Source organism: Andreprevotia lacus DSM 23236 (assembly GCF_900176275.1).
In the GTDB taxonomy this organism is placed as follows: domain Bacteria; phylum Pseudomonadota; class Gammaproteobacteria; order Burkholderiales; family Chitinibacteraceae; genus Andreprevotia; species Andreprevotia lacus.
This window is the reverse complement of sequence record NZ_FWXD01000001.1, coordinates 116,391-133,095: the sequence shown is the minus strand read 5'-3', so window position 1 is coordinate 133,095 and position 16,705 is coordinate 116,391. Positions and strand designations below refer to the sequence as shown.

General features: G+C 61.7%; 14 protein-coding genes. 9 read left to right on the top strand and 5 right to left on the bottom strand.

All coding sequences use genetic code 11. The features are described from left to right. The first annotated feature begins 8 nt into the window (after nucleotides 1-8). The 3 genes from B9A19_RS00765 (at nucleotide 9) to B9A19_RS00755 (ending at nucleotide 3,282) form a co-directional block, all read left to right on the top strand. The gene (locus tag B9A19_RS00765; RefSeq protein ID WP_084088630.1) at nucleotides 9-896 is read left to right on the top strand and encodes a DMT family transporter; all 888 of its coding nucleotides are present in this window, start codon (nucleotides 9-11) and stop codon (nucleotides 894-896) included. 175 nt (nucleotides 897-1,071) lie between these two features. Next, complete coding sequence (locus tag B9A19_RS00760) at nucleotides 1,072-2,538, top strand: glycoside hydrolase family 18 protein (protein ID WP_084088629.1); 1,467 nt, start codon at nucleotides 1,072-1,074, stop codon at nucleotides 2,536-2,538. A gap of 249 nt (nucleotides 2,539-2,787) precedes the next feature. Further along, complete coding sequence (locus B9A19_RS00755) at nucleotides 2,788-3,282, top strand: hypothetical protein (protein ID WP_084088628.1); 495 nt, start codon at nucleotides 2,788-2,790, stop codon at nucleotides 3,280-3,282. Nucleotides 3,283-3,302: 20 nt separating this feature from the next. Here the strand turns inward: B9A19_RS00755 and B9A19_RS00750 are convergent, their stop codons facing one another. After that, entirely contained in the window at nucleotides 3,303-3,800 is a 498-nt protein-coding gene (locus B9A19_RS00750) for a hypothetical protein (RefSeq protein WP_084088627.1), read from the bottom strand. A 263-nt stretch (nucleotides 3,801-4,063) separates the two neighbouring features. Then, nucleotides 4,064-5,329 carry an ABC transporter substrate-binding protein gene (locus B9A19_RS00745; protein WP_084088626.1) on the bottom strand — a complete coding sequence of 422 codons (1,266 nt, stop codon included), beginning with the start codon at nucleotides 5,327-5,329 and terminating at the stop codon, nucleotides 4,064-4,066. 448 nt (nucleotides 5,330-5,777) lie between these two features. Here B9A19_RS00745 and B9A19_RS00740 point away from each other — a divergent pair, with 448 nt between their 5' ends. The 5 genes from B9A19_RS00740 (at nucleotide 5,778) to B9A19_RS00720 (ending at nucleotide 13,421) form a co-directional block, all read left to right on the top strand. Beyond that, the gene (locus B9A19_RS00740) at nucleotides 5,778-6,851 is read left to right on the top strand and encodes a substrate-binding domain-containing protein (protein WP_084088625.1); all 1,074 of its coding nucleotides are present in this window, start codon (nucleotides 5,778-5,780) and stop codon (nucleotides 6,849-6,851) included. A gap of 17 nt (nucleotides 6,852-6,868) precedes the next feature. Further along, nucleotides 6,869-8,368, top strand: coding sequence for a sugar ABC transporter ATP-binding protein (locus tag B9A19_RS00735; protein ID WP_084088624.1), 1,500 nt, complete (start codon nucleotides 6,869-6,871; stop codon nucleotides 8,366-8,368). Nucleotides 8,369-8,375: 7 nt separating this feature from the next. Beyond that, complete coding sequence (locus B9A19_RS00730; protein WP_084088623.1) at nucleotides 8,376-9,350, top strand: ABC transporter permease; 975 nt, start codon at nucleotides 8,376-8,378, stop codon at nucleotides 9,348-9,350. Nucleotides 9,351-9,460: 110 nt separating this feature from the next. Then, nucleotides 9,461-11,071, top strand: a complete 1,611-nt coding sequence (locus tag B9A19_RS00725) for a glycoside hydrolase family 3 protein (RefSeq protein WP_084088622.1) — start codon at nucleotides 9,461-9,463, stop codon at nucleotides 11,069-11,071. A gap of 145 nt (nucleotides 11,072-11,216) precedes the next feature. Beyond that, nucleotides 11,217-13,421, top strand: coding sequence for a carbohydrate-binding protein (locus B9A19_RS00720; RefSeq protein ID WP_217806937.1), 2,205 nt, complete (start codon nucleotides 11,217-11,219; stop codon nucleotides 13,419-13,421). 259 nt (nucleotides 13,422-13,680) lie between these two features. Here B9A19_RS00720 and B9A19_RS00715 read toward each other — a convergent pair whose 3' ends face one another. Then, entirely contained in the window at nucleotides 13,681-14,466 is a 786-nt protein-coding gene (locus tag B9A19_RS00715; protein WP_084088621.1) for a helix-turn-helix domain-containing protein, read from the bottom strand. Nucleotides 14,467-14,602: 136 nt separating this feature from the next. Beyond that, complete coding sequence (locus B9A19_RS00710; RefSeq protein ID WP_084088620.1) at nucleotides 14,603-14,857, bottom strand: hypothetical protein; 255 nt, start codon at nucleotides 14,855-14,857, stop codon at nucleotides 14,603-14,605. 143 nt (nucleotides 14,858-15,000) lie between these two features. Between B9A19_RS00710 and B9A19_RS00705 the strand changes: the two genes are divergently transcribed. Then, nucleotides 15,001-16,137 (top strand): NHL repeat-containing protein, encoded by a 1,137-nt coding sequence (locus B9A19_RS00705; RefSeq protein WP_084088619.1) that lies wholly within the window; start codon nucleotides 15,001-15,003, stop codon nucleotides 16,135-16,137. A 45-nt stretch (nucleotides 16,138-16,182) separates the two neighbouring features. Here the strand turns inward: B9A19_RS00705 and B9A19_RS00700 are convergent, their stop codons facing one another. After that, nucleotides 16,183-16,683, bottom strand: coding sequence for a GNAT family N-acetyltransferase (locus tag B9A19_RS00700; protein WP_084088618.1), 501 nt, complete (start codon nucleotides 16,681-16,683; stop codon nucleotides 16,183-16,185). Nucleotides 16,684-16,705 lie beyond the last annotated feature (22 nt).

Sequence of the window (16,705 nt, the reverse complement as noted above, 5' to 3'; positions counted from 1 at the left end):
CGGCGCGCATGCACTTCAACCGCTATACCCTGTTCCTGATCGCCTCGATGGCGCTGGTCGGCGCCAATGTCGGCCTCGGCAAATCCATCGTGCTGGCCGTACCCGTCACCCTGTTCGCGCTGATGCGCTTCGTGATCGGCGTGGGCTTTCTGCTGCCACACTATCGTTGGTCCCGCATGCGGCAGGTCAGCCGGCAGCAATGGCTGGGGCTGTTTTTGCAGGCACTGTTCGGCACCTTTCTGTTCACCTTGCTGATGCTGAACGGTGTGGTGCATACCAGCGCGCTGGCGGCCGGGGTCATCACCAGCACCATACCCGCCGTGGTCATCGTGCTGTCGTGGCTGTTGCTGAAGGAAAGACTGGGCCGCCGCGCCATCGCCGCCGTGGTGCTGGCGGTGCTGGGCATGCTCATCATCAATGTGTCGCGCGCTGGCAGCGGCGGCACGGGCTCGCTCTTGGGCAATGCCATGGTGGCCGGTGCGGTAGTGTGCGAATCGATCTACGTCATCCTGTCGCGCCGGCTCACGCAGAACCTGGCCGCCATCGAAATCTGCGCCTATACCCATTTGCTGGGCTTGCTGCTGATGTTGCCACTGGGGCTGGGGGCCGCACTGCAGTTCGACTACGGCGGCCTGAATACCGTGCAATGGCTGCAGATCGTCTGGTATGGCCTCGCGGCCAGCGTGTGGTCGTTCTGGCTGTGGATGAAGGGCATACGCCATGTACCGGCGCAGCAAGCCGGCGTGTTCACCGCCGCATTGCCGGTGGCTGCGGTGGCCTACGCCATCACCTTTTTGAATGAACAGCCCACCCTGGCTCACGGATTGGCGCTGCTGTGCGTGCTTGGAGCCATCCTGCTGGCCAGCGGCAAACCGGCCGAAACCACATCACACTGAGCGCCTTCCTTGCGCTTTCTGGCTGCATTTGATGGATGACCGAGCACAAGCATCCACGATTGATGCCCCAATAAGTACAGCCAAGTATCTTTTATACAACTTACACAATATTTTTTTGAGCTTGCATTTATATTTAAACATCATAAGGACTCCTACTTGAACGGAAGTCCCGAGAATGATGAATGCAAGGATCTGGATTGCCCTGTCGGCACTCGCGCTCGCCGCATGCGGCGGCGGTGACGGCGCCAAGCTACAAGCCACCGCGGCAGGCAGCGCAGCCGGCACAACAAGTGCAAGCAGTACAGCTGCCGGTGCTGCGCCGGCTTTGGCTGTCGCCGAAAGCGATGAGGAGAGGGGCTACAATAATCGCGAAGCTGGCAGCTATTTCAATTACTACACGCCGCTGACAACCGGCTATTCGCCACAAACCATAGACGGCAGCGGTGCGGCATCCAAACTGACCTTCATCAACTATGCATTTGCCATCACGCAATCGAACAGCGACGGCAGCCATGGCTGCCAGCTGCCATGGGCTTATATCGACTATGGCAAGCCCACCAGCGCCGCGTACTCGGTTGATGGCCAGGCCGATCAGCCAGGCCAGAAGCTGATGGGCAATCTGCAGCAGTTCCGCAAGCTCAAGCAGAAATACCCTCACCTCAAGCTCTTCCTCTCCGTTGGCGGTGGCGGCAACGGTGGTTACTGGTTCTCTGCCGCAGCGGCCACGCCGGCCTCACGCAAGGCTTTTGTCGCCAACTGCGTGAAGCTGCTCAAGGGCGATCTGCCAACCACGACGGAAACCGACAACTATGGCGAAGCCGGCGGTCCGGGTGCTGCAGCCGGTGTATTCGACGGCATCGACATCGATTGGGAATACCCTGGCATTGCTGCCGGCGGCCGCCCTTACGACGCGGTAAACGACAAGCACAACTTCACACTGCTGATGCGCGAATTCCGCCGCCAGCTGAACGAACTGAGCGGTTACACCGGCAAGGATCACTACTACCTGACCTATGCAGGCTCGGTGATCTTCGACAAGTTTGCGCAGACCGAAGCGCTGGAAGTCTCGCACACTGTCGACTGGGTCAACCTGATGGGCTACGACTTCACCGCGGCTGACTGGCTGCCCAACGGGCCGACCAACTTCCACGCCAATCTGTATGTCGATCCCGCCAGCCCCACCATTGCGTACAACGGCGTGCAGGCGCGTTTCGACTCCGACAGCGGTGTGAAACGCTATCTGGCTGCCGGTGTCTCGCCGCGCAAGCTGGTACTGGGTGTGAGCTATCAAGGCTATGGCTGGGGCAATGTCGCCGCGGGCAACAACCACGGCCTGTATCAGCCGGCACAGGGCGGCGCCAACCACATCTTCGGCCTCGACAATATGGTCTGGGCCATTCCGTATTTCCTGATCGAGCAGCTGCCCGGCACCGTTTATCACGACCCGGTGACGAAATCGGTCTGGAAATACGACGAAGCCGGCCAGAACTTCATCGCATTTGAAGATCCGGAGACGATTGCAACCAAGGTGCAATACGCGCGTGACCTGAAATTGCGCGGCCTCTTCTCGTGGGCGCTGGATCTGGATGACTACCAGACCAGCCTGACCACCGCCATGGCCAAGGTACGCGACAAGCGTTGAGGGCCTGCGCGGTAGCCGCAGACCGCCGTCCTTGAACCTGCATCAAGAACCCGGCCAAGCCGGGTTCTTGTTCTTGGCTGGCCGGCAAAACAGCAGCGCCCCAGCACAGCCCCATGCCCCCGGCTCAGCCGGGATGGCTTCAGGGCTCATCGCTCCGGGGGCTTTTGGGGTCTGCCCGACCCCATTCGGATCACCACTCCGTTCAAGGAATATCGCGACCATCGCACCACTCCAGAACGGAGATTCACCATGTCCTTGCCTTCCACTATCTGGCTGCAACAGCCGCAACTGCGTTTTGAATGCAGCGCCCACTGGCAAGCGATGCAGGGCGATGCGAGGCAGCGCCACTGCGCGCTATGCAACAAGACCGTGTACAACCTGTCAGCCATGCCGGCCGATGATGCAGCCGCGCTGCTTGCCACGAACGGGGGGCAGGTTTGCGTGCGTTTTTTGCAGCACGACGACGGCCGGGTCAAAACCCGTGAAGACTTGCCACTACGGTTCCGTACCAGCGCACGGCAATGGCCCAAACTGGCAGGCACCGCAGCCGGGGCCTTGCTGCTTGCAACGATTGCGGCCTGCCAGAGCGATGCGCTCAAGCCCGAGCTGCGGGCACTGGCCGGCACCCCGGTACTGCAAGGTGAGGTGAGTGCGGTGACGCCTCGCGACGGCAGCAAGATGGGTGACGTGAATGAAGCCGCAATGGGCAAACCTTTGCTGGGCGAACCGCTGCCCGCCAAATAGCCGCCGGCATGCCGGCATGGCTATCGATAGTGCGCCAAGCCAGCGTATCGATGATGCGCTGCGTGGTGTCGCTGCCGCTCAGCCAGCCAGCCAGCCAGCGGAGGATTTTGTTGCAACGCCTGTGCCCAGTCGGGATTCAGCCCGCCACTGCTCAGCAAGGAAAGCTGGTCGGCACTGCTCACTGCGGCATTGCCGTCCGTGGGCAGCTCATCTACCGTGGTTTGCAGCGCCGATGCCTCGCCGCCGGTCTGCTTGCCAGCATGGGCTGCCAGCAGATTGGCCTCGGTGGCTGCACCGCTGTCCAGTGTCTTGAAGAGATCGCCGGCGATATTGTCACAGCCGCTGGCATCCAGGGTATTGAGCAGGGGGTCGCTCTGGGTGTTGTTCTGCAACAAGGCATTCAGACTGCCCGGCAGCCCCTGCTCGCTGCAGGTCAGTGGCGCGCCCAGCAGGCTTTGCACCACATCGCCTTCCCCGCTCAGGGTGACGGCATCCTGCACCAGGCCGGCTTGGGACAAGGCCGCAGTGCTGCTCGTCTGGGCGACCCCGCTTGCTGACGAACTGCTCGCAGGCTGGTAAGCACTGCTGCCGGAAACGCAGGAAACGGTCATCGCAAGCCCCCCTGCCGCGATCTGGATGCCAGCGCAACGCAGGCAACACCGATCCGGACGATGCCCTGCCCCGCAATCTGTCATCCGGCTTGCTCTGCCAGGACAAAAAATCCCCCCACCTTGCGGTGAGGGGAAATCGATAACCGCCGAGGGAGCGGGGTAAAACGGGATTACTTCTTGGCCAGACGGTCGTTCCACTTTTTGGCGGCAACGTCGAGGGCAGCCTTGGCAGTCTTGCGGCCTTCGATGGCATCCTGAATTTCGTCGTTGAACTCGGCGCGCATCGCGGCTTCGTCCGGCATCAGATCGGCCGGCAGGATCGGCGTGCGGGCAAAGGCCATCGACTGGGCGGCCGTGGCGCGCGCAACGCCAACCGGATCACCACCATTGGCGCCCGAGCTGAAGAAGTCGTTTTCATTGGCTTTCTTCGACGACGGGAAGGTGGTGCCAGTGGCCTTGGCAAACGCCAGTTGCGCGTCGTCGTTGGTCAGCAGCAGGCCGAGCTTGGCAGCGGCTTGCTGGTCCTTGAAGTCCTTGGGCATGACGAAGGACATCAGCCAGCCACCCAGCGCCATGTTGGCGCCACCCAGCGGGAACGGCATGATGGCGGTCTTCTTGTACATGGCATCGCTCTGCGCGCCCAGCTTCTTCAGCGCGGTCGGTGCGGTGGTCATCATGGCCAGCTTGCCGTTGCCGTAGTTGGCGATTTCCTGCTCGAACTCGATGCGGAAGCTGTCTCTCGGCACCACGCCCTGCTTGTAGAGGTCAACAAAGGTCTGCAGCGCGGCAACGTGCTTGGGGCTGTTGAACACGGCCTTGCCGTTTTCAAAGATGGGCAGGCCCATGTAGACAAACCACGGGATCATGCCGCCGTCGCCGCTCTTGGTCGCCAGCTTGGGCGAGAAGGCCGGCACGCCGGTTTTTTCGGTGATCTTGCGCGCGGTGGCAATGAACTCGTCAAACGTCTTCGGCGTTGCCTTCACGCCGCTCTTGTCCAGCAGCTCCTTGTTGTAGGCAATCACCGATACCGAGTTGTAATACGGGAAGCCATAGATCTTGCCCTTGACCGACAGATCCTTCAGCGCGCCCGGCAGATAAACGGCCTTGTCGCTACCCATCAGGTCGTCCAGCGGAGCCAGCATGTTCTTGTTGGCGAACTCGTGCGTCCAGGGCACGTTGAAGTTCACCAGCGCCGGCGGATTGCCGGCAGCAATCGCCGCGACCAGCTTGGGCTGGATCTGGTCCCAGTTCATGTCATTCCAGACCGCCTCATAGTTCGGGTTGGCCTTGTTGTACTTCTGCACCACGTCATTGAAGAACGGGGCGAACTGCGCGGTATTGAAGGTCCAGAACTCGACCTTGGTACGGTCTGCATGCGCAAAGGCGGAAGTCAGCAGGGCGGCCAGCAACAGCGGCTTGTAAAAGCGTTTCGACATCGTATCAACTCCGTTTTTTTGGAAGTGCCGCTAGACGCGGCCTTGTAGGCAGCCCGGCACCAACCGGGCAAACCACTTATTTATCCAGCAGATAAGGGTATTAATTAGGTACAACGAGGTGCAGTCTAGGTAGTGCAATTGCGGTTGTCAAAATCGCACACAGGGGTGAATGTAAGAAACTCGGTGACCACGACTACGTTTTATGGCGCTTTCCACAGCGCCTGCATCCAACCATCGTGAGAAAACCTTACCAAAACAGGCCAAAAACCAGCAAAAATGTAAATTTTTATTTCAAATAAACCAAATAAATAGAAAGCAATGCGCAAAAATTGCCATCGTAGCTAATTCGCAACATGTACTTCGCATCGAAATATTTCATGACACCCGCTTGACGACACCTACATTTCACTCATAATTACCCCAACACCACCCGGAACGAGAGACGATCATGTCCAAGCATATTTGCAAGGCCCTGCTGTTCGCTGCCGCCCTCCTCCCCGCCGCTGCCAGCTGGGCAGCCAGCGAGCGCACACTAGGCCCGGGTGGCGAAACACCTACGCCGTATACCCAGGTCACGCTCAGCGCACAGGACATCGCCCAGCTCAAGGGCAAGGGCTACAAGGCCGCCATCCTGATGCACACCAGCTCGGACTTCTCCAGTGCACTCACAGCCGGTGCCAAAAAAACGCTGGATGAACTGGGCATCCAGGTGGTGGCGGTAACCGACGCGGAAATGGACCCGAAAAAGCAGCGCACCGATCTGGAAACCGTGCTCGCGCTCAAGCCCAACCTGATCATTTCGCTGGTGATCGACCCGGTATCCGGCGCTGCGGCATTCCGTCAGGCTGCCAACCAGGGCGTGAAGATGGTGTTCATCAGCAATGCGCCGCAGGGCTTCAAGGCCGGCAAGGATTACGCCGGCATCGTCACCGACGACCTGTTCGGCATGGGCCGCTCGGCCGCCGAGATGCTGGCCGGCAGCATCAACAACAAGGGCGACGTGGCGGTGATGTACCACGCGGCCAACTATTACGTGACCAACCAGCGCGATCAGGCGGTCAAGACCGTGCTGGGCAAGTATCCGGGCATCAAGATCGTCGCCAGCAAGGGCATTGCCAACCCGAACGATGGCGAAATGATCGCCTCGGCCATCCTCACGCAAAACCCGTCGGTCAAGGCCATCTACGCACCGTGGGATGCGATTGCCGAAGGCGTAGCCGCCGCTGCACGCACCGCAGGCCGCAAGGACTTGAAGATCGTCACCATGGATCTGGGGGCTGCCAACGCGCTGGACATGGTCAAGGGCGGCAATATCGCCGGTATCGTGTCCGACCTGCCGTATGACATGGGCCAGACGCTGGCACGCATGGGTGCACTGTCCTTGCTGAACAAGCCGACACCGCCCTTCGTCACCGTCGATGCCATCAAGGTCACGCCGACCAATCTGGCTGAGCAGTGGCAAAAGGCGCTGGATCGCAAACCGCCGGAAGCCGTGACCAAGGCACTGCAGGCCCGTCGCTGATTCGTCCGGAGCACACCATGCAGACCACCCCGCTCGCGATCAAGGCCACCGGACTGAAAAAACAGTTCGACGGCACCCCGGTGCTCAAGGGCGTCGATTTCGAACTGGCCGCCGGTGAAGTCCATGCCATCGTCGGCCAGAACGGCGCCGGCAAATCCACGCTGATGAAAATCATCAACGGGCTGTATCAGCCGGATGAAGGCCGCATCGAGCTGTTTGGCCAGCCAGTGCACTTTGCCACGCCGCGCGATGCCCGCGAGGGCGGGATTGCCATGGTGTATCAGGACCTGAGCCTGGTGGACAGCATGTCGGTGGCGGAGAACATCTTCATGGCCAACTGGGCCGAATCGCACTTCGGTCTGCTCGACCAGCGCGGCATGAACCTGCAGGCGCAAGAGCTGCTGGAACAGATGGGCATTGCCGACGAGATCGAGCCGACCCAGCCGGTCGCCACCCTGAGCATGGGGCAGCAGCAATTTCTGGAAATCGCCAAGGCGATTGCGCAGAAAGCACGCATCCTGATCCTGGATGAACCGACCGCCTCGCTAAGCAATCAGGAAATCGCCCGGCTGTTCACGCTGATCGAGCACCTGAAGGCGCAGGGCGTCGCCATCATCTACATCACGCACTACCTGCGCGACATCTTCAAGATTTGCGATTCGATCACCGTGCTGCGCGACGGGCGCTGCGTGCGCCGCGTGCGCACCGCCGATACCCGCATCGAAGCCCTGCTGGCCGACATGCTCGGCCACCACGCCGACAGCAGCGTGGAGTGGGTGCGCCCCACGCCGGCACCCGGCATGGAGCCACTGCTGGAGCTGCGCGCGCTCTCCACACGCCAGCTCGATGCCGTGTCGCTGCGGGTTTATCCCGGCCAGGTGGTCGGGCTGGCAGGCCTGTTGGGCAGCGGCCGTACCGAAATCCTGAATGCCATTTTCGGGCTGGACCCCATCCTGTCGGGCGAGGTACTGGTCAACGGCCAACCGGTACAAATCCGCTCGCCGCGTGATGCGATCGAGCAAGGCATCAATCTGGTACCCGAAGACAGGCGCGAGCAAGGGCTGGTGCTGGATTTCAGCGTCATGGATAACCTGTTAATGTCATCGCTGCGCGATCTGGCCGCGCCGGTACTGCTCGATGAACAACGCGGGCAGCGCATTGCGGCCGATCTGATTCAACGGCTGCAAATCAAGACCAGCGGGCCGCAACAGACGGTGCGCTTTCTGTCCGGGGGCAACCAGCAAAAGGTGGTCATCGGCAAGTGCATGAGTGCATCGGCCCGCGTGCTGCTGCTGGATGACCCCACCTTCGGCATTGATCTGGCCGCCAAGCTTGAAGTCATGCGCATCGTGAACAACTACGCCGCAGCCGGCAATGCCGTCATCTTCGTGTCGAGCGAGTATGGCGAAATCGCCAGTTTCTGCGACGCAACCTACATCGTGAACCGTGGCCGCATCACCGGACAGATGCAGCGCCACGAGCAAAGCGAAGAACAACTACTCGCCGCCGTGCAATGAGGACACCATGGACATCGCTGTGAACGCCCCGGCCACCGCCGCCAAAAAACGGGCCATCCAATGGAATACGCTGCTGATCTACATCGTATTCGTGGTCATCTTCCTGTTCTTCTCGATCACGCTGCACGACAAGGGCTTTCTGCAGCCCGGCAACCTGATGAACATCGCGCGCCAGACCGCCATGATCTCCATCATGGCGGTGGGCATGACCTTCGTGCTGTCTGCGGCCGAGATCGATCTGTCGTTCTGCGCCATCGTTGCACTGTCAGCCGTTACCGTAGCACTGCTGCTACCGCACGGCATGATCGTTGCGGTCGGCGCGGCACTGCTGGTGGGCGCGTTCTGCGGCCTCGTCAACGGCCTGTTCGTCTCCAAGGTCGGCATCCCTTCCTTCCTCGTCACGCTCGGCACCGCCGGCATCATTACCGGCATCACCCGCTGGATTACCGAACTGCAGACCATCCCGGTCGACAACGAAACCTTCGCCTTCATTTTCGGCTCGGGTGACCTCGGCCCGATCTCGGTGCTGTTTGTCTGGATGGTGGCCATTGCCGTGCTCGGCCATGTACTGCTGCGCAAGACCCGATTCGGCAAGGAAGTGCTGGCCAGCGGCGGCAACAAGATTTCCGCCATGTACTCGGGCATCCAGGTCAACCGCATCAAGCTGTATGTACTGGTGCTCAACGCAGTACTGGCCGCGCTGGCCGGCATCCTCTACGCCGGCCGCCTGCAGAGCGCGCGCTACACGCTGGGCGAGAACGACCTGATGATGGTGATCGCTGCGGTCATCATCGGCGGCACCAGCCTGTTCGGCGGCAAGGGCACCGTGGCCGGCACCATGGTGGGTGCGCTCATCATGGGCATGGTCAACAACGGCCTGGTGCTGATGGGCCTCAACATCGACCAGCAACTGATCTTCCGCGGCGTGATCATCATCTTCTCGGTCACGCTGACCATGGGGCATCTGCGCAAGAAGCACTGACGCCGCCCCGCACGCCCTGAACTGAATCCGGCTCCCCCTTTTTGAATTGCTGCCATGCGGCAAGGGGGATTCCTGCGCCCGAAATTCGCCTCGCCCTACGGAGTTACCCCATGTTTGAAGCCTTCCGCCAACAAGCCGCCACCCAGATTGCCGGATGGTCCTTGCCGGAAAAAGTCGGTCAGCTGTTCATCCTCGCCTTCCCCGGCAAGGACGCCGAAGCCGCCCGCCCGCTGATCACCCGCTACAACCTCGGCGGCTGCTATCTGAGCCAGGACAACGCCGACACCTTTGCAGAAGCGCGTGAACTGACCCGCGCCATGGACGGCATGCGCCGCGCCGACTTCCCGCCACTGCTGCTGGGCGTGGATCAGGAAGGCGCCTGGAGCGTGCTGTCGCCCGATTCGACCACTGGCCCGGGCAATCTGGCACTGGGCAGCGCGGCCGATCCGCAGCTGACCGCCGCGATGTATGGCGTCTACGGCAACGAGATGCGCTCGGCCGGCTTCAACTGCGTGCTCGGCCCCTGCGCCGACATCAACCTCAAGCCCAATTCGCCCATCATCGACACCCGCTCGTTCGGCGAGATTCCGGTGCGCGTGTCGGCCCATGTGGCGGCGGCCGTGCACGGCGCGCACGACGGCGGCATCGTCGCCTGCGCCAAGCACTTCCCCGGCCATGGCGATACCACCGGCGACACCCACCGCGACATCCCCAGCGTGGACAAGTCGCTGGAGCAGTTGCTGGAGCAAGATCTCGCGCCATTCCAGGCCGCGATCCAGTCGCGTGTCGAGCTGATCATGACCTCGCACATCCGCTATCCGCAGATCGACCCGGAGCACCCGGCCACGCTGTCCGCGCCCATCCTGCAGGGCATCCTGCGCGAGCGGCTCGGTTTTAAGGGCATCGTGATTTCGGACAGCATGAACATGGGTGCGATCCGCCGCAATTACGACGCCGTGGATGCCACCCTGCGCGCCTTCCGCGCCGGCATCGATCTGATCATGCTGTCCGAAGAGCACTACGACCATCAGGCCGACTATCTGGAGCGCCAGCTTGCCATGGTGGAAGCCGTGGCCGACGCGGTGCGCGATGGCCGCTTCCCCGAGGACGAGCTGAACGCCAAGCTGGAGCGCGTGGTGGCGTTCAAGCTGGCACGGCTGGAGCACATGGCGCTGTACCGCGACTTCGATCCGGCGCAAAGCCAGCAGGTGGAGCGCCAGGCTGCCGAGGCCGCTATCAAGCTGCTGACCGACCCGGGCCATTGCCTGCCATTGCGCCGCGACGATGCGGTGGTGCTGATCCAGACCACGCCGGAAGCCGACTACGACAATCTGGTCAACCCGCGCGGCATCGGCCCCAACCAGGCCACGCCAGCCTTCAAATACTTCGCGCAAGCGCTGCTGGAACAGCACCACAACGTGACGGTGCTCGATCACGACCTGGCCCGGACCTTCGTCGCCAATGCGGCCACCCAGCCGGGGCAGGTGATTCTGGCCGTCACCGAAAACTATCCGCTGCCGGGCGAGGACTTCAAGCAGGACGCCTCGCGCGAGCTGGTTGCCGCGCTGGCCGAGCGCTTCGGCAGCCGCCTGGTGGTCATCAGTCTGCGCAGCAACTACCTGCCGGTGCCCGAGGGCGTCGGCCATCTGTGCGCTTATTCCAGCCGCCCTTGCAGCGCCGAGGCGGCAGCGCGTGCCTGCGTAGGTACGCCGGGCATCTGAGGCACCGCGCCTGCAGACCCCTTTCCCTCGACCCACTGCACAAGGAGCAGACAGCAAATCACAAGCCGTTTTACCCGGCCCGAACGCGGCACCGTATCGCCAAGGGCCTTCCCTTGATCTGAAACCACCAAAGGAACAGGTAACAATGAAGCACCCCATGCCGTCCAAACCGACATTGCTGTGCATGCTGATTCTTGCTGCGACGCTTTCTCCGGTCGCCAGCGCCGCCTCCAACGGCAATTTCCAGGGCTTCCTCGACAAGCTGCGCGCTTTCGAGTCGGGCATCGATCCGGCCAAGGCCTCGGTCTATGCCGCGAACCTGGATAACCCCTCGTTCACCAACTATGCCAAGGTCACCTCGCCCGGCCACATCGTGCGCGATACCAAGACCGGTGCCCTGATTTCCGAGCCGACCTCGGCACGCCAGTTCTTCACCAAGCTGGGCATCATCGACCTGTACAGCACCAACCCGCCCGACCAGGCCGCCATGTTCCGCGCCATGCAGTATCGCTCGCTGAACGCGTGGGGCTTTGTCGGCTACCAGCTGGGCGAAGGCGTGCTGATCTCGGCCGGCTACTACAGCCCGAAGATGGTGCAAGTGGGCAACGAGCTGCTGGAAAGCTACTACATCTATACCCCGGACAGCACCTGGGCCAACGGCGTGCATGAAGCCCGTGTGGAAATCCCGGGTTCGGGCGGCCACTTCGTACAGGCCACCGACGTGAACCGCTGGGAAGGCACCTTCACCGGCCGCAACGGTATCAACAGCTTCCAGGATCTGGTGAACCCGGACAAGCAGGAGCTGGCCATCCGTGACGCCATGCGCTTCAACTACGGCGTGATGAGTGACCTGATCGGCAAGGCCAACATGACCTGGGGCCAGGTACTGGCCAAGAGCTGGCCGGGCAAGGATGCGCAAGGCAACCCGATCCAGATCAAGGCCACCATGTCGGGCATTCTGGCTGCCGCTCACCTGACCGGTGCGTGGGGCGCTGCCGACCTCTTGACCAAGGATGCGGTCACCTGCGACGAAACCGGCACTTGCAACACCAGCTATGTGCAGATGTTCGGCGGCTATGACACCGTGTTCGACACCCCGGCCAACGATGCCATCACCGGCAACCAGTACGACAGCACGCTGTCGGCTGGCCTGGGTAGCGACACCGTCACCATCGGCGGCAGCAAGGCCACCATCCTGCTGAGCCAGTTTGCCGGCGGCACCACCACGATCAACGACTTCGTTGTCGGCAAGAACAAGATCGTGCTGCGCAACTGGAGCATCGCCAACCCGCTGACCGGCCTGACCGTGACCGACAGCGCCAACGGCGCCGTGCTGAGCTTCTCGGGCCAGACCGTGATACTGAAAGGCATCACGGCTGCTGCGGTGAACGCCAATGTGTCGGCCGTGATCGGCGTCAGCCACCTGTTCACACTGGCATGGAGCGGCACCTCGGTGGCTACCGGCTTTGATCCGAAGCTGGATCAGATCCAGGGCACCTCGGGCATCGACTTCAAGAACATCAAGATCTTCCAGGAAGGCAGCAGCCTGTTCGTCGGCACGCAAGCCGCCGACGGTGGCATCTATTCGTGGGTTGAACTGCCGGGCGTGACACGCGCCCAGGTCACACCGGACATGTTTACCGGCGTGTCGGGCAACTTCAACGCCATCGAGTTCACGGTGCTGCTGAAGTCGACCAACTGGGGCTGGGGCGTAACCAAGACGGTGGACTACTTCCAGGCCGCCAACACCACCATCAACCTGTCGGCCTTCACCTACAACTTCAACAGCCTGAAGCTGGCCAAGGATGGCGCCAACACCATCCTGAGCCTGTCCGACGCTGCTGCAGGCGGTGATACCAAGAAACTGATCCTCCTCAACACCAACCTCTCCGACCTGACTGCCAAGAACTTCTTCGGCATCAAGGGTGGCTCGTTCTCGGATATCCAGATCGACAACGCGATCCAGTATCCGGTCACGGCTTCGGTCTCGGGCACCGGCGGCACCATCTCGCCGTCCGGCACCGTGCAGGTGAAGGAAAAGACCAACCAGGTCTTCACCATCACGCCGAACGTCGGCTACCAGATCGACAAGATCCTGGTCGATGGCGTTGCCGTAGCAGCTTCCGGCACTTACACCCTGAGCAACGTGACCGCTGCGCACAGCATCGTCGCCAGCTTCAAGGTGGGCCAGAGCAATACGTGCAGCTCGCCGGTCTGGTCGGCCGCAACGGTTTACACCGGTGGCCAGAAGGCGCAGTACCTGAACAAGGAATACCAGGCCAAGTGGTGGTCGCAAAACAACCTGCCGACCGCAGGCGATCCGTGGCAATACCTGCGTGATTGCCAATAAGGCAAACTGAATGGGCGGCGCCGCAATCCCGGGCGCCAGCAATGCAAAGCCCCCGCCTTGGCGGGGGCTTTTTCAATGCATGCTCGGTGGCGACCACCGGCGAGCGACGCGAGGCGCCCTCGCGGTGGCGAGGGCGGGGGAGTGGGGCCAAACAAATGAGCGCCGCTGCTTCGCGCCCGAAAACCGGAATGCACCCGGCTTTGCCGGGAGCTTGCTGCCAGTCATCCCTGAATCGAGTGACGGAGGTGGCGAGCGGCGCTCAACCCGACAGGCTGATCAGGTAGTTGCGCAGGTTGATGCCCTTGTTGGTGATGCCCAGCTTGGCCCGCAGGCTGTTGCGGTGGTTCTCCACCGTCTTGGACGCCACACTCAGGCTCTTGGCGATTTCCTTGGTGGACATGCCCACCTTGATGAACTTGGCCACTTGCGCCTCGGATGGCGTCAGCAGCGCATACAGGCTGGCATCCAGATTCGAGTCATCACTGACCGTGGACGACACGATGCCTTCGATCAGATCCAGGCACATCACCAGAATGGGGTCCTTGATCGACTCCTTCACGTAGCGGATGCGCGGCAGATGCTCGTGGCGGATGCGCTCCATCAGCGCATCGACCTCACCGCCGTCCTGCAGCTCCTTGAACTCGGCCAGGGTGGCGGTCAGGCTGTAGAACTTCTCGAAATCGGGGTTGGGAAAGTGCGCGTCGTTTTCCTCTTCCTGCGAGCCGACCTCGATATGCCACAGGTCATCCTGCACGCGGAACAGGTGCAGCATCAGGTTGCGGTTGTAAAACTTCCAGCCCTCGTCGCCCTTGACCGAGGTTTTGACCAACGCCTTGATTGCCGCCAGATTGTCCTGCCCGATCAGAAAGGCAAAGCTGTCGATATGCGCCGCTTCTTCATGCGACGGGTAGTTGTGGCTGACGATCTCGCCCGAGCTGATGAAGCAGATGATGAAGATATTGCGATAGGCCAGTACATGCTGCAGCGACTTGATCGTCAGCGACATGCGTTGGACTACGGATGAATCGGGCGTTTGCGTCGTCATGGTGAAGGGGCTCGGGGCTCGAATTCAGTATACACGGCGGTGCCCAAAGCAGCCGCCGCCAAGGACGGGATTGCCGTGTTCACACCACATACGGAATACCCCTTCTACCTGCCAAGCCTTAGCCCCCTCACGCAATTCAGCCTGCCCGTCCCAGACAACCCACGGGCACGCAAAACGAATGCCCGCTGCACCCACCAACATCGCCTTCAGCCCGTGTCGCGCTGAACGCCACCCAGTAGTACCCGAAGTCATCGATGTCGGTCACTACAGTCCATTTGCCGACAAATGACGCGATTTCTTCTTGTTCGTCGCTCGGCAAATCGTGCACAAGCCACTGCGGCACCTTGAGCAGCTGCACGCGCTCCCCTACTGCGATGGCAGATGTTGCCATGTTTACCTCCAAGCCCGCTGCATACCCATCTGGGGTACGCTCAAAATCCTGATCACAATACAAAAATGAAACAAAAAGTCAGCTTCGCGTTTGTTTTTGCAATGTATCATGCTCTCGCCCCCACCCTTGCAGGCATGAGCCCAATGACCGAAGCCGCAATCAATTCACCCATCCTCGCACTGAAAAGCGTGGTCGAATATCCGCTGCCCGCCTCCAGCCAGACGCATGAAGTCATCGCCATCGCGCCGACGACCTTGCTGGTTTCACAGCAACCCTCCGGGGCCGTGGTCAAGGTGCGGGTCGATCCGCACAGCGGCCGCCCGCTGGAAGCGGCCAGCCATGTCATCGACAACGCCTTCACCGGCCTGCACGGCCTGACGGTCTCGAAAAACCACCCTGGCTGCGTGTGGATCACGCTGCAGTTCACCTCCGAGCTGATCCTGGTTGATCCGGTGGCCGAAGACCTGCACGCGGCGCCACGCGTGCTCAAGCGCATCAAGCTGCCCGCCCCGGCGCGCGGCCCGCACGTGGTGGCCGAGCATGGCAATACGCTGTGGGCATCATGCAAGGACAGCCATCACGTGGTGCGGATCGATGCCGACAATCCGGCCAACTTCCGCATCATCGACTGCCCGCCGCGCCCCATCTTCGCGCAGTTGCACCCCACCAGCGGCGACGTATACGCCACGCTGGATCAATCCAGCGCGCTGTTCCGCATCCCGGCCAGCAGCGCAGAACAGCCCAGCGTCATCCCCGTACCGCCAGAGCACGGCAGCACACCGGTCGGCATGGTGCCGGGGCCGGATGGCAATCTGTGGTTTGCCCTGCTGGGCAACTCGGCCGGCGGCAACGGCAGCTTCGGCCGCATCCGCGCCAACGGGCAGATCGACTTCTACAAGCTGGGCAGCGCCCCGGCTGCCGGTGCCGGCTTCATCCACCTCGGCTTCCCGCCGGCCGCAACGCAGCCGCTGATTTACCTGCTGGCGTCTTCAATGGCCTCGGGCAATGCACTCAACGGCGTGGTCGAACTGACCATGAATGCCGACTACAGCCGCGTGGAAAAACAGCAGACCATCGCCTTCCCGTCGCAGCACAGCATGACCCACCGCGTGTTGTGCACCCCGCAAGCCATTTACGCCACCGAGCTGGGCAGTTGTGCGCTGGCACACCTGCACGTGGCACGCTCGCCTTACGGCGAGGGCATCAACGAAGCCGCCGACCCGTATTCGCTGTGGGGCTGCGGCGTGCCGGGTACAACGGTGCGCTATCCGGGGCTGTAACCGACACCGCTACGCATGGCCGTCCCGCCCGGGGCGGCCGGCGGATCAGGACGCGATGCGGTAACGCTCTACCACCCGGTCTTCAAGCTGCACGGTCGAATCCAGCACGCCGCCATTGGCCACAATCATGCGCGCAGAAGGATGGTTGTCGGCATAGCAATGCACATGAATATCCCGCAAGCCACGCGCGCCTGCAGCAACCAGCGTTTGCGCCAGCAACCGCGTCCCCAAGCCCTGCCCGCGCCGGCTCGGGCGTATGCCCAACCCGACATGCCCGCCAATGTGCCGTATGCGCTCATTCAACACATGGCGCAGGTTGGATACACCGATCAACTCGCCATCGTCCACCAGCCAGTAGGTGCTGGATGAAACATGCCCGGGCAGCAGCGCAATGCCCTGCTCGATTTCGGCCAGCCTGTGCAGCAGGCTGTCGAAATCGTCATGCGGCAAATCCATGGTGAACGGGTAGCGCACTTCATCGCCCAGCTCGGCGATATAGGCACGATAGCTGGCTTGATAGGCACGGTTGGGCGGGATCAATTCCATGTATTTCGACCTGTCAAAAGCC

Excerpts from the sequence above, each read along its gene's own strand:
- B9A19_RS00715 (WP_084088621.1), bottom strand. The coding sequence starts at position 14,466 with ATGACGACGCAAACGCCCGATTCATCCGTAGTCCAACGCATGTCGCTG.
- B9A19_RS00755 (WP_084088628.1), top strand. The coding sequence starts at position 2,788 with ATGTCCTTGCCTTCCACTATCTGGCTGCAACAGCCGCAACTGCGTTTT.
- B9A19_RS00745 (WP_084088626.1), bottom strand. The coding sequence starts at position 5,329 with ATGTCGAAACGCTTTTACAAGCCGCTGTTGCTGGCCGCCCTGCTGACT.
- B9A19_RS00735 (WP_084088624.1), top strand. The coding sequence starts at position 6,869 with ATGCAGACCACCCCGCTCGCGATCAAGGCCACCGGACTGAAAAAACAG.
- B9A19_RS00710 (WP_084088620.1), bottom strand. The coding sequence starts at position 14,857 with ATGGCAACATCTGCCATCGCAGTAGGGGAGCGCGTGCAGCTGCTCAAG.
- B9A19_RS00720 (WP_217806937.1), top strand. The coding sequence starts at position 11,217 with ATGAAGCACCCCATGCCGTCCAAACCGACATTGCTGTGCATGCTGATT.
- B9A19_RS00725 (WP_084088622.1), top strand. The coding sequence starts at position 9,461 with ATGTTTGAAGCCTTCCGCCAACAAGCCGCCACCCAGATTGCCGGATGG.
- B9A19_RS00700 (WP_084088618.1), bottom strand. The coding sequence starts at position 16,683 with ATGGAATTGATCCCGCCCAACCGTGCCTATCAAGCCAGCTATCGTGCC.
- B9A19_RS00765 (WP_084088630.1), top strand. The coding sequence starts at position 9 with ATGCACTTCAACCGCTATACCCTGTTCCTGATCGCCTCGATGGCGCTG.
- B9A19_RS00740 (WP_084088625.1), top strand. The coding sequence starts at position 5,778 with ATGTCCAAGCATATTTGCAAGGCCCTGCTGTTCGCTGCCGCCCTCCTC.
- B9A19_RS00760 (WP_084088629.1), top strand. The coding sequence starts at position 1,072 with ATGATGAATGCAAGGATCTGGATTGCCCTGTCGGCACTCGCGCTCGCC.
- B9A19_RS00705 (WP_084088619.1), top strand. The coding sequence starts at position 15,001 with ATGACCGAAGCCGCAATCAATTCACCCATCCTCGCACTGAAAAGCGTG.
- B9A19_RS00730 (WP_084088623.1), top strand. The coding sequence starts at position 8,376 with ATGGACATCGCTGTGAACGCCCCGGCCACCGCCGCCAAAAAACGGGCC.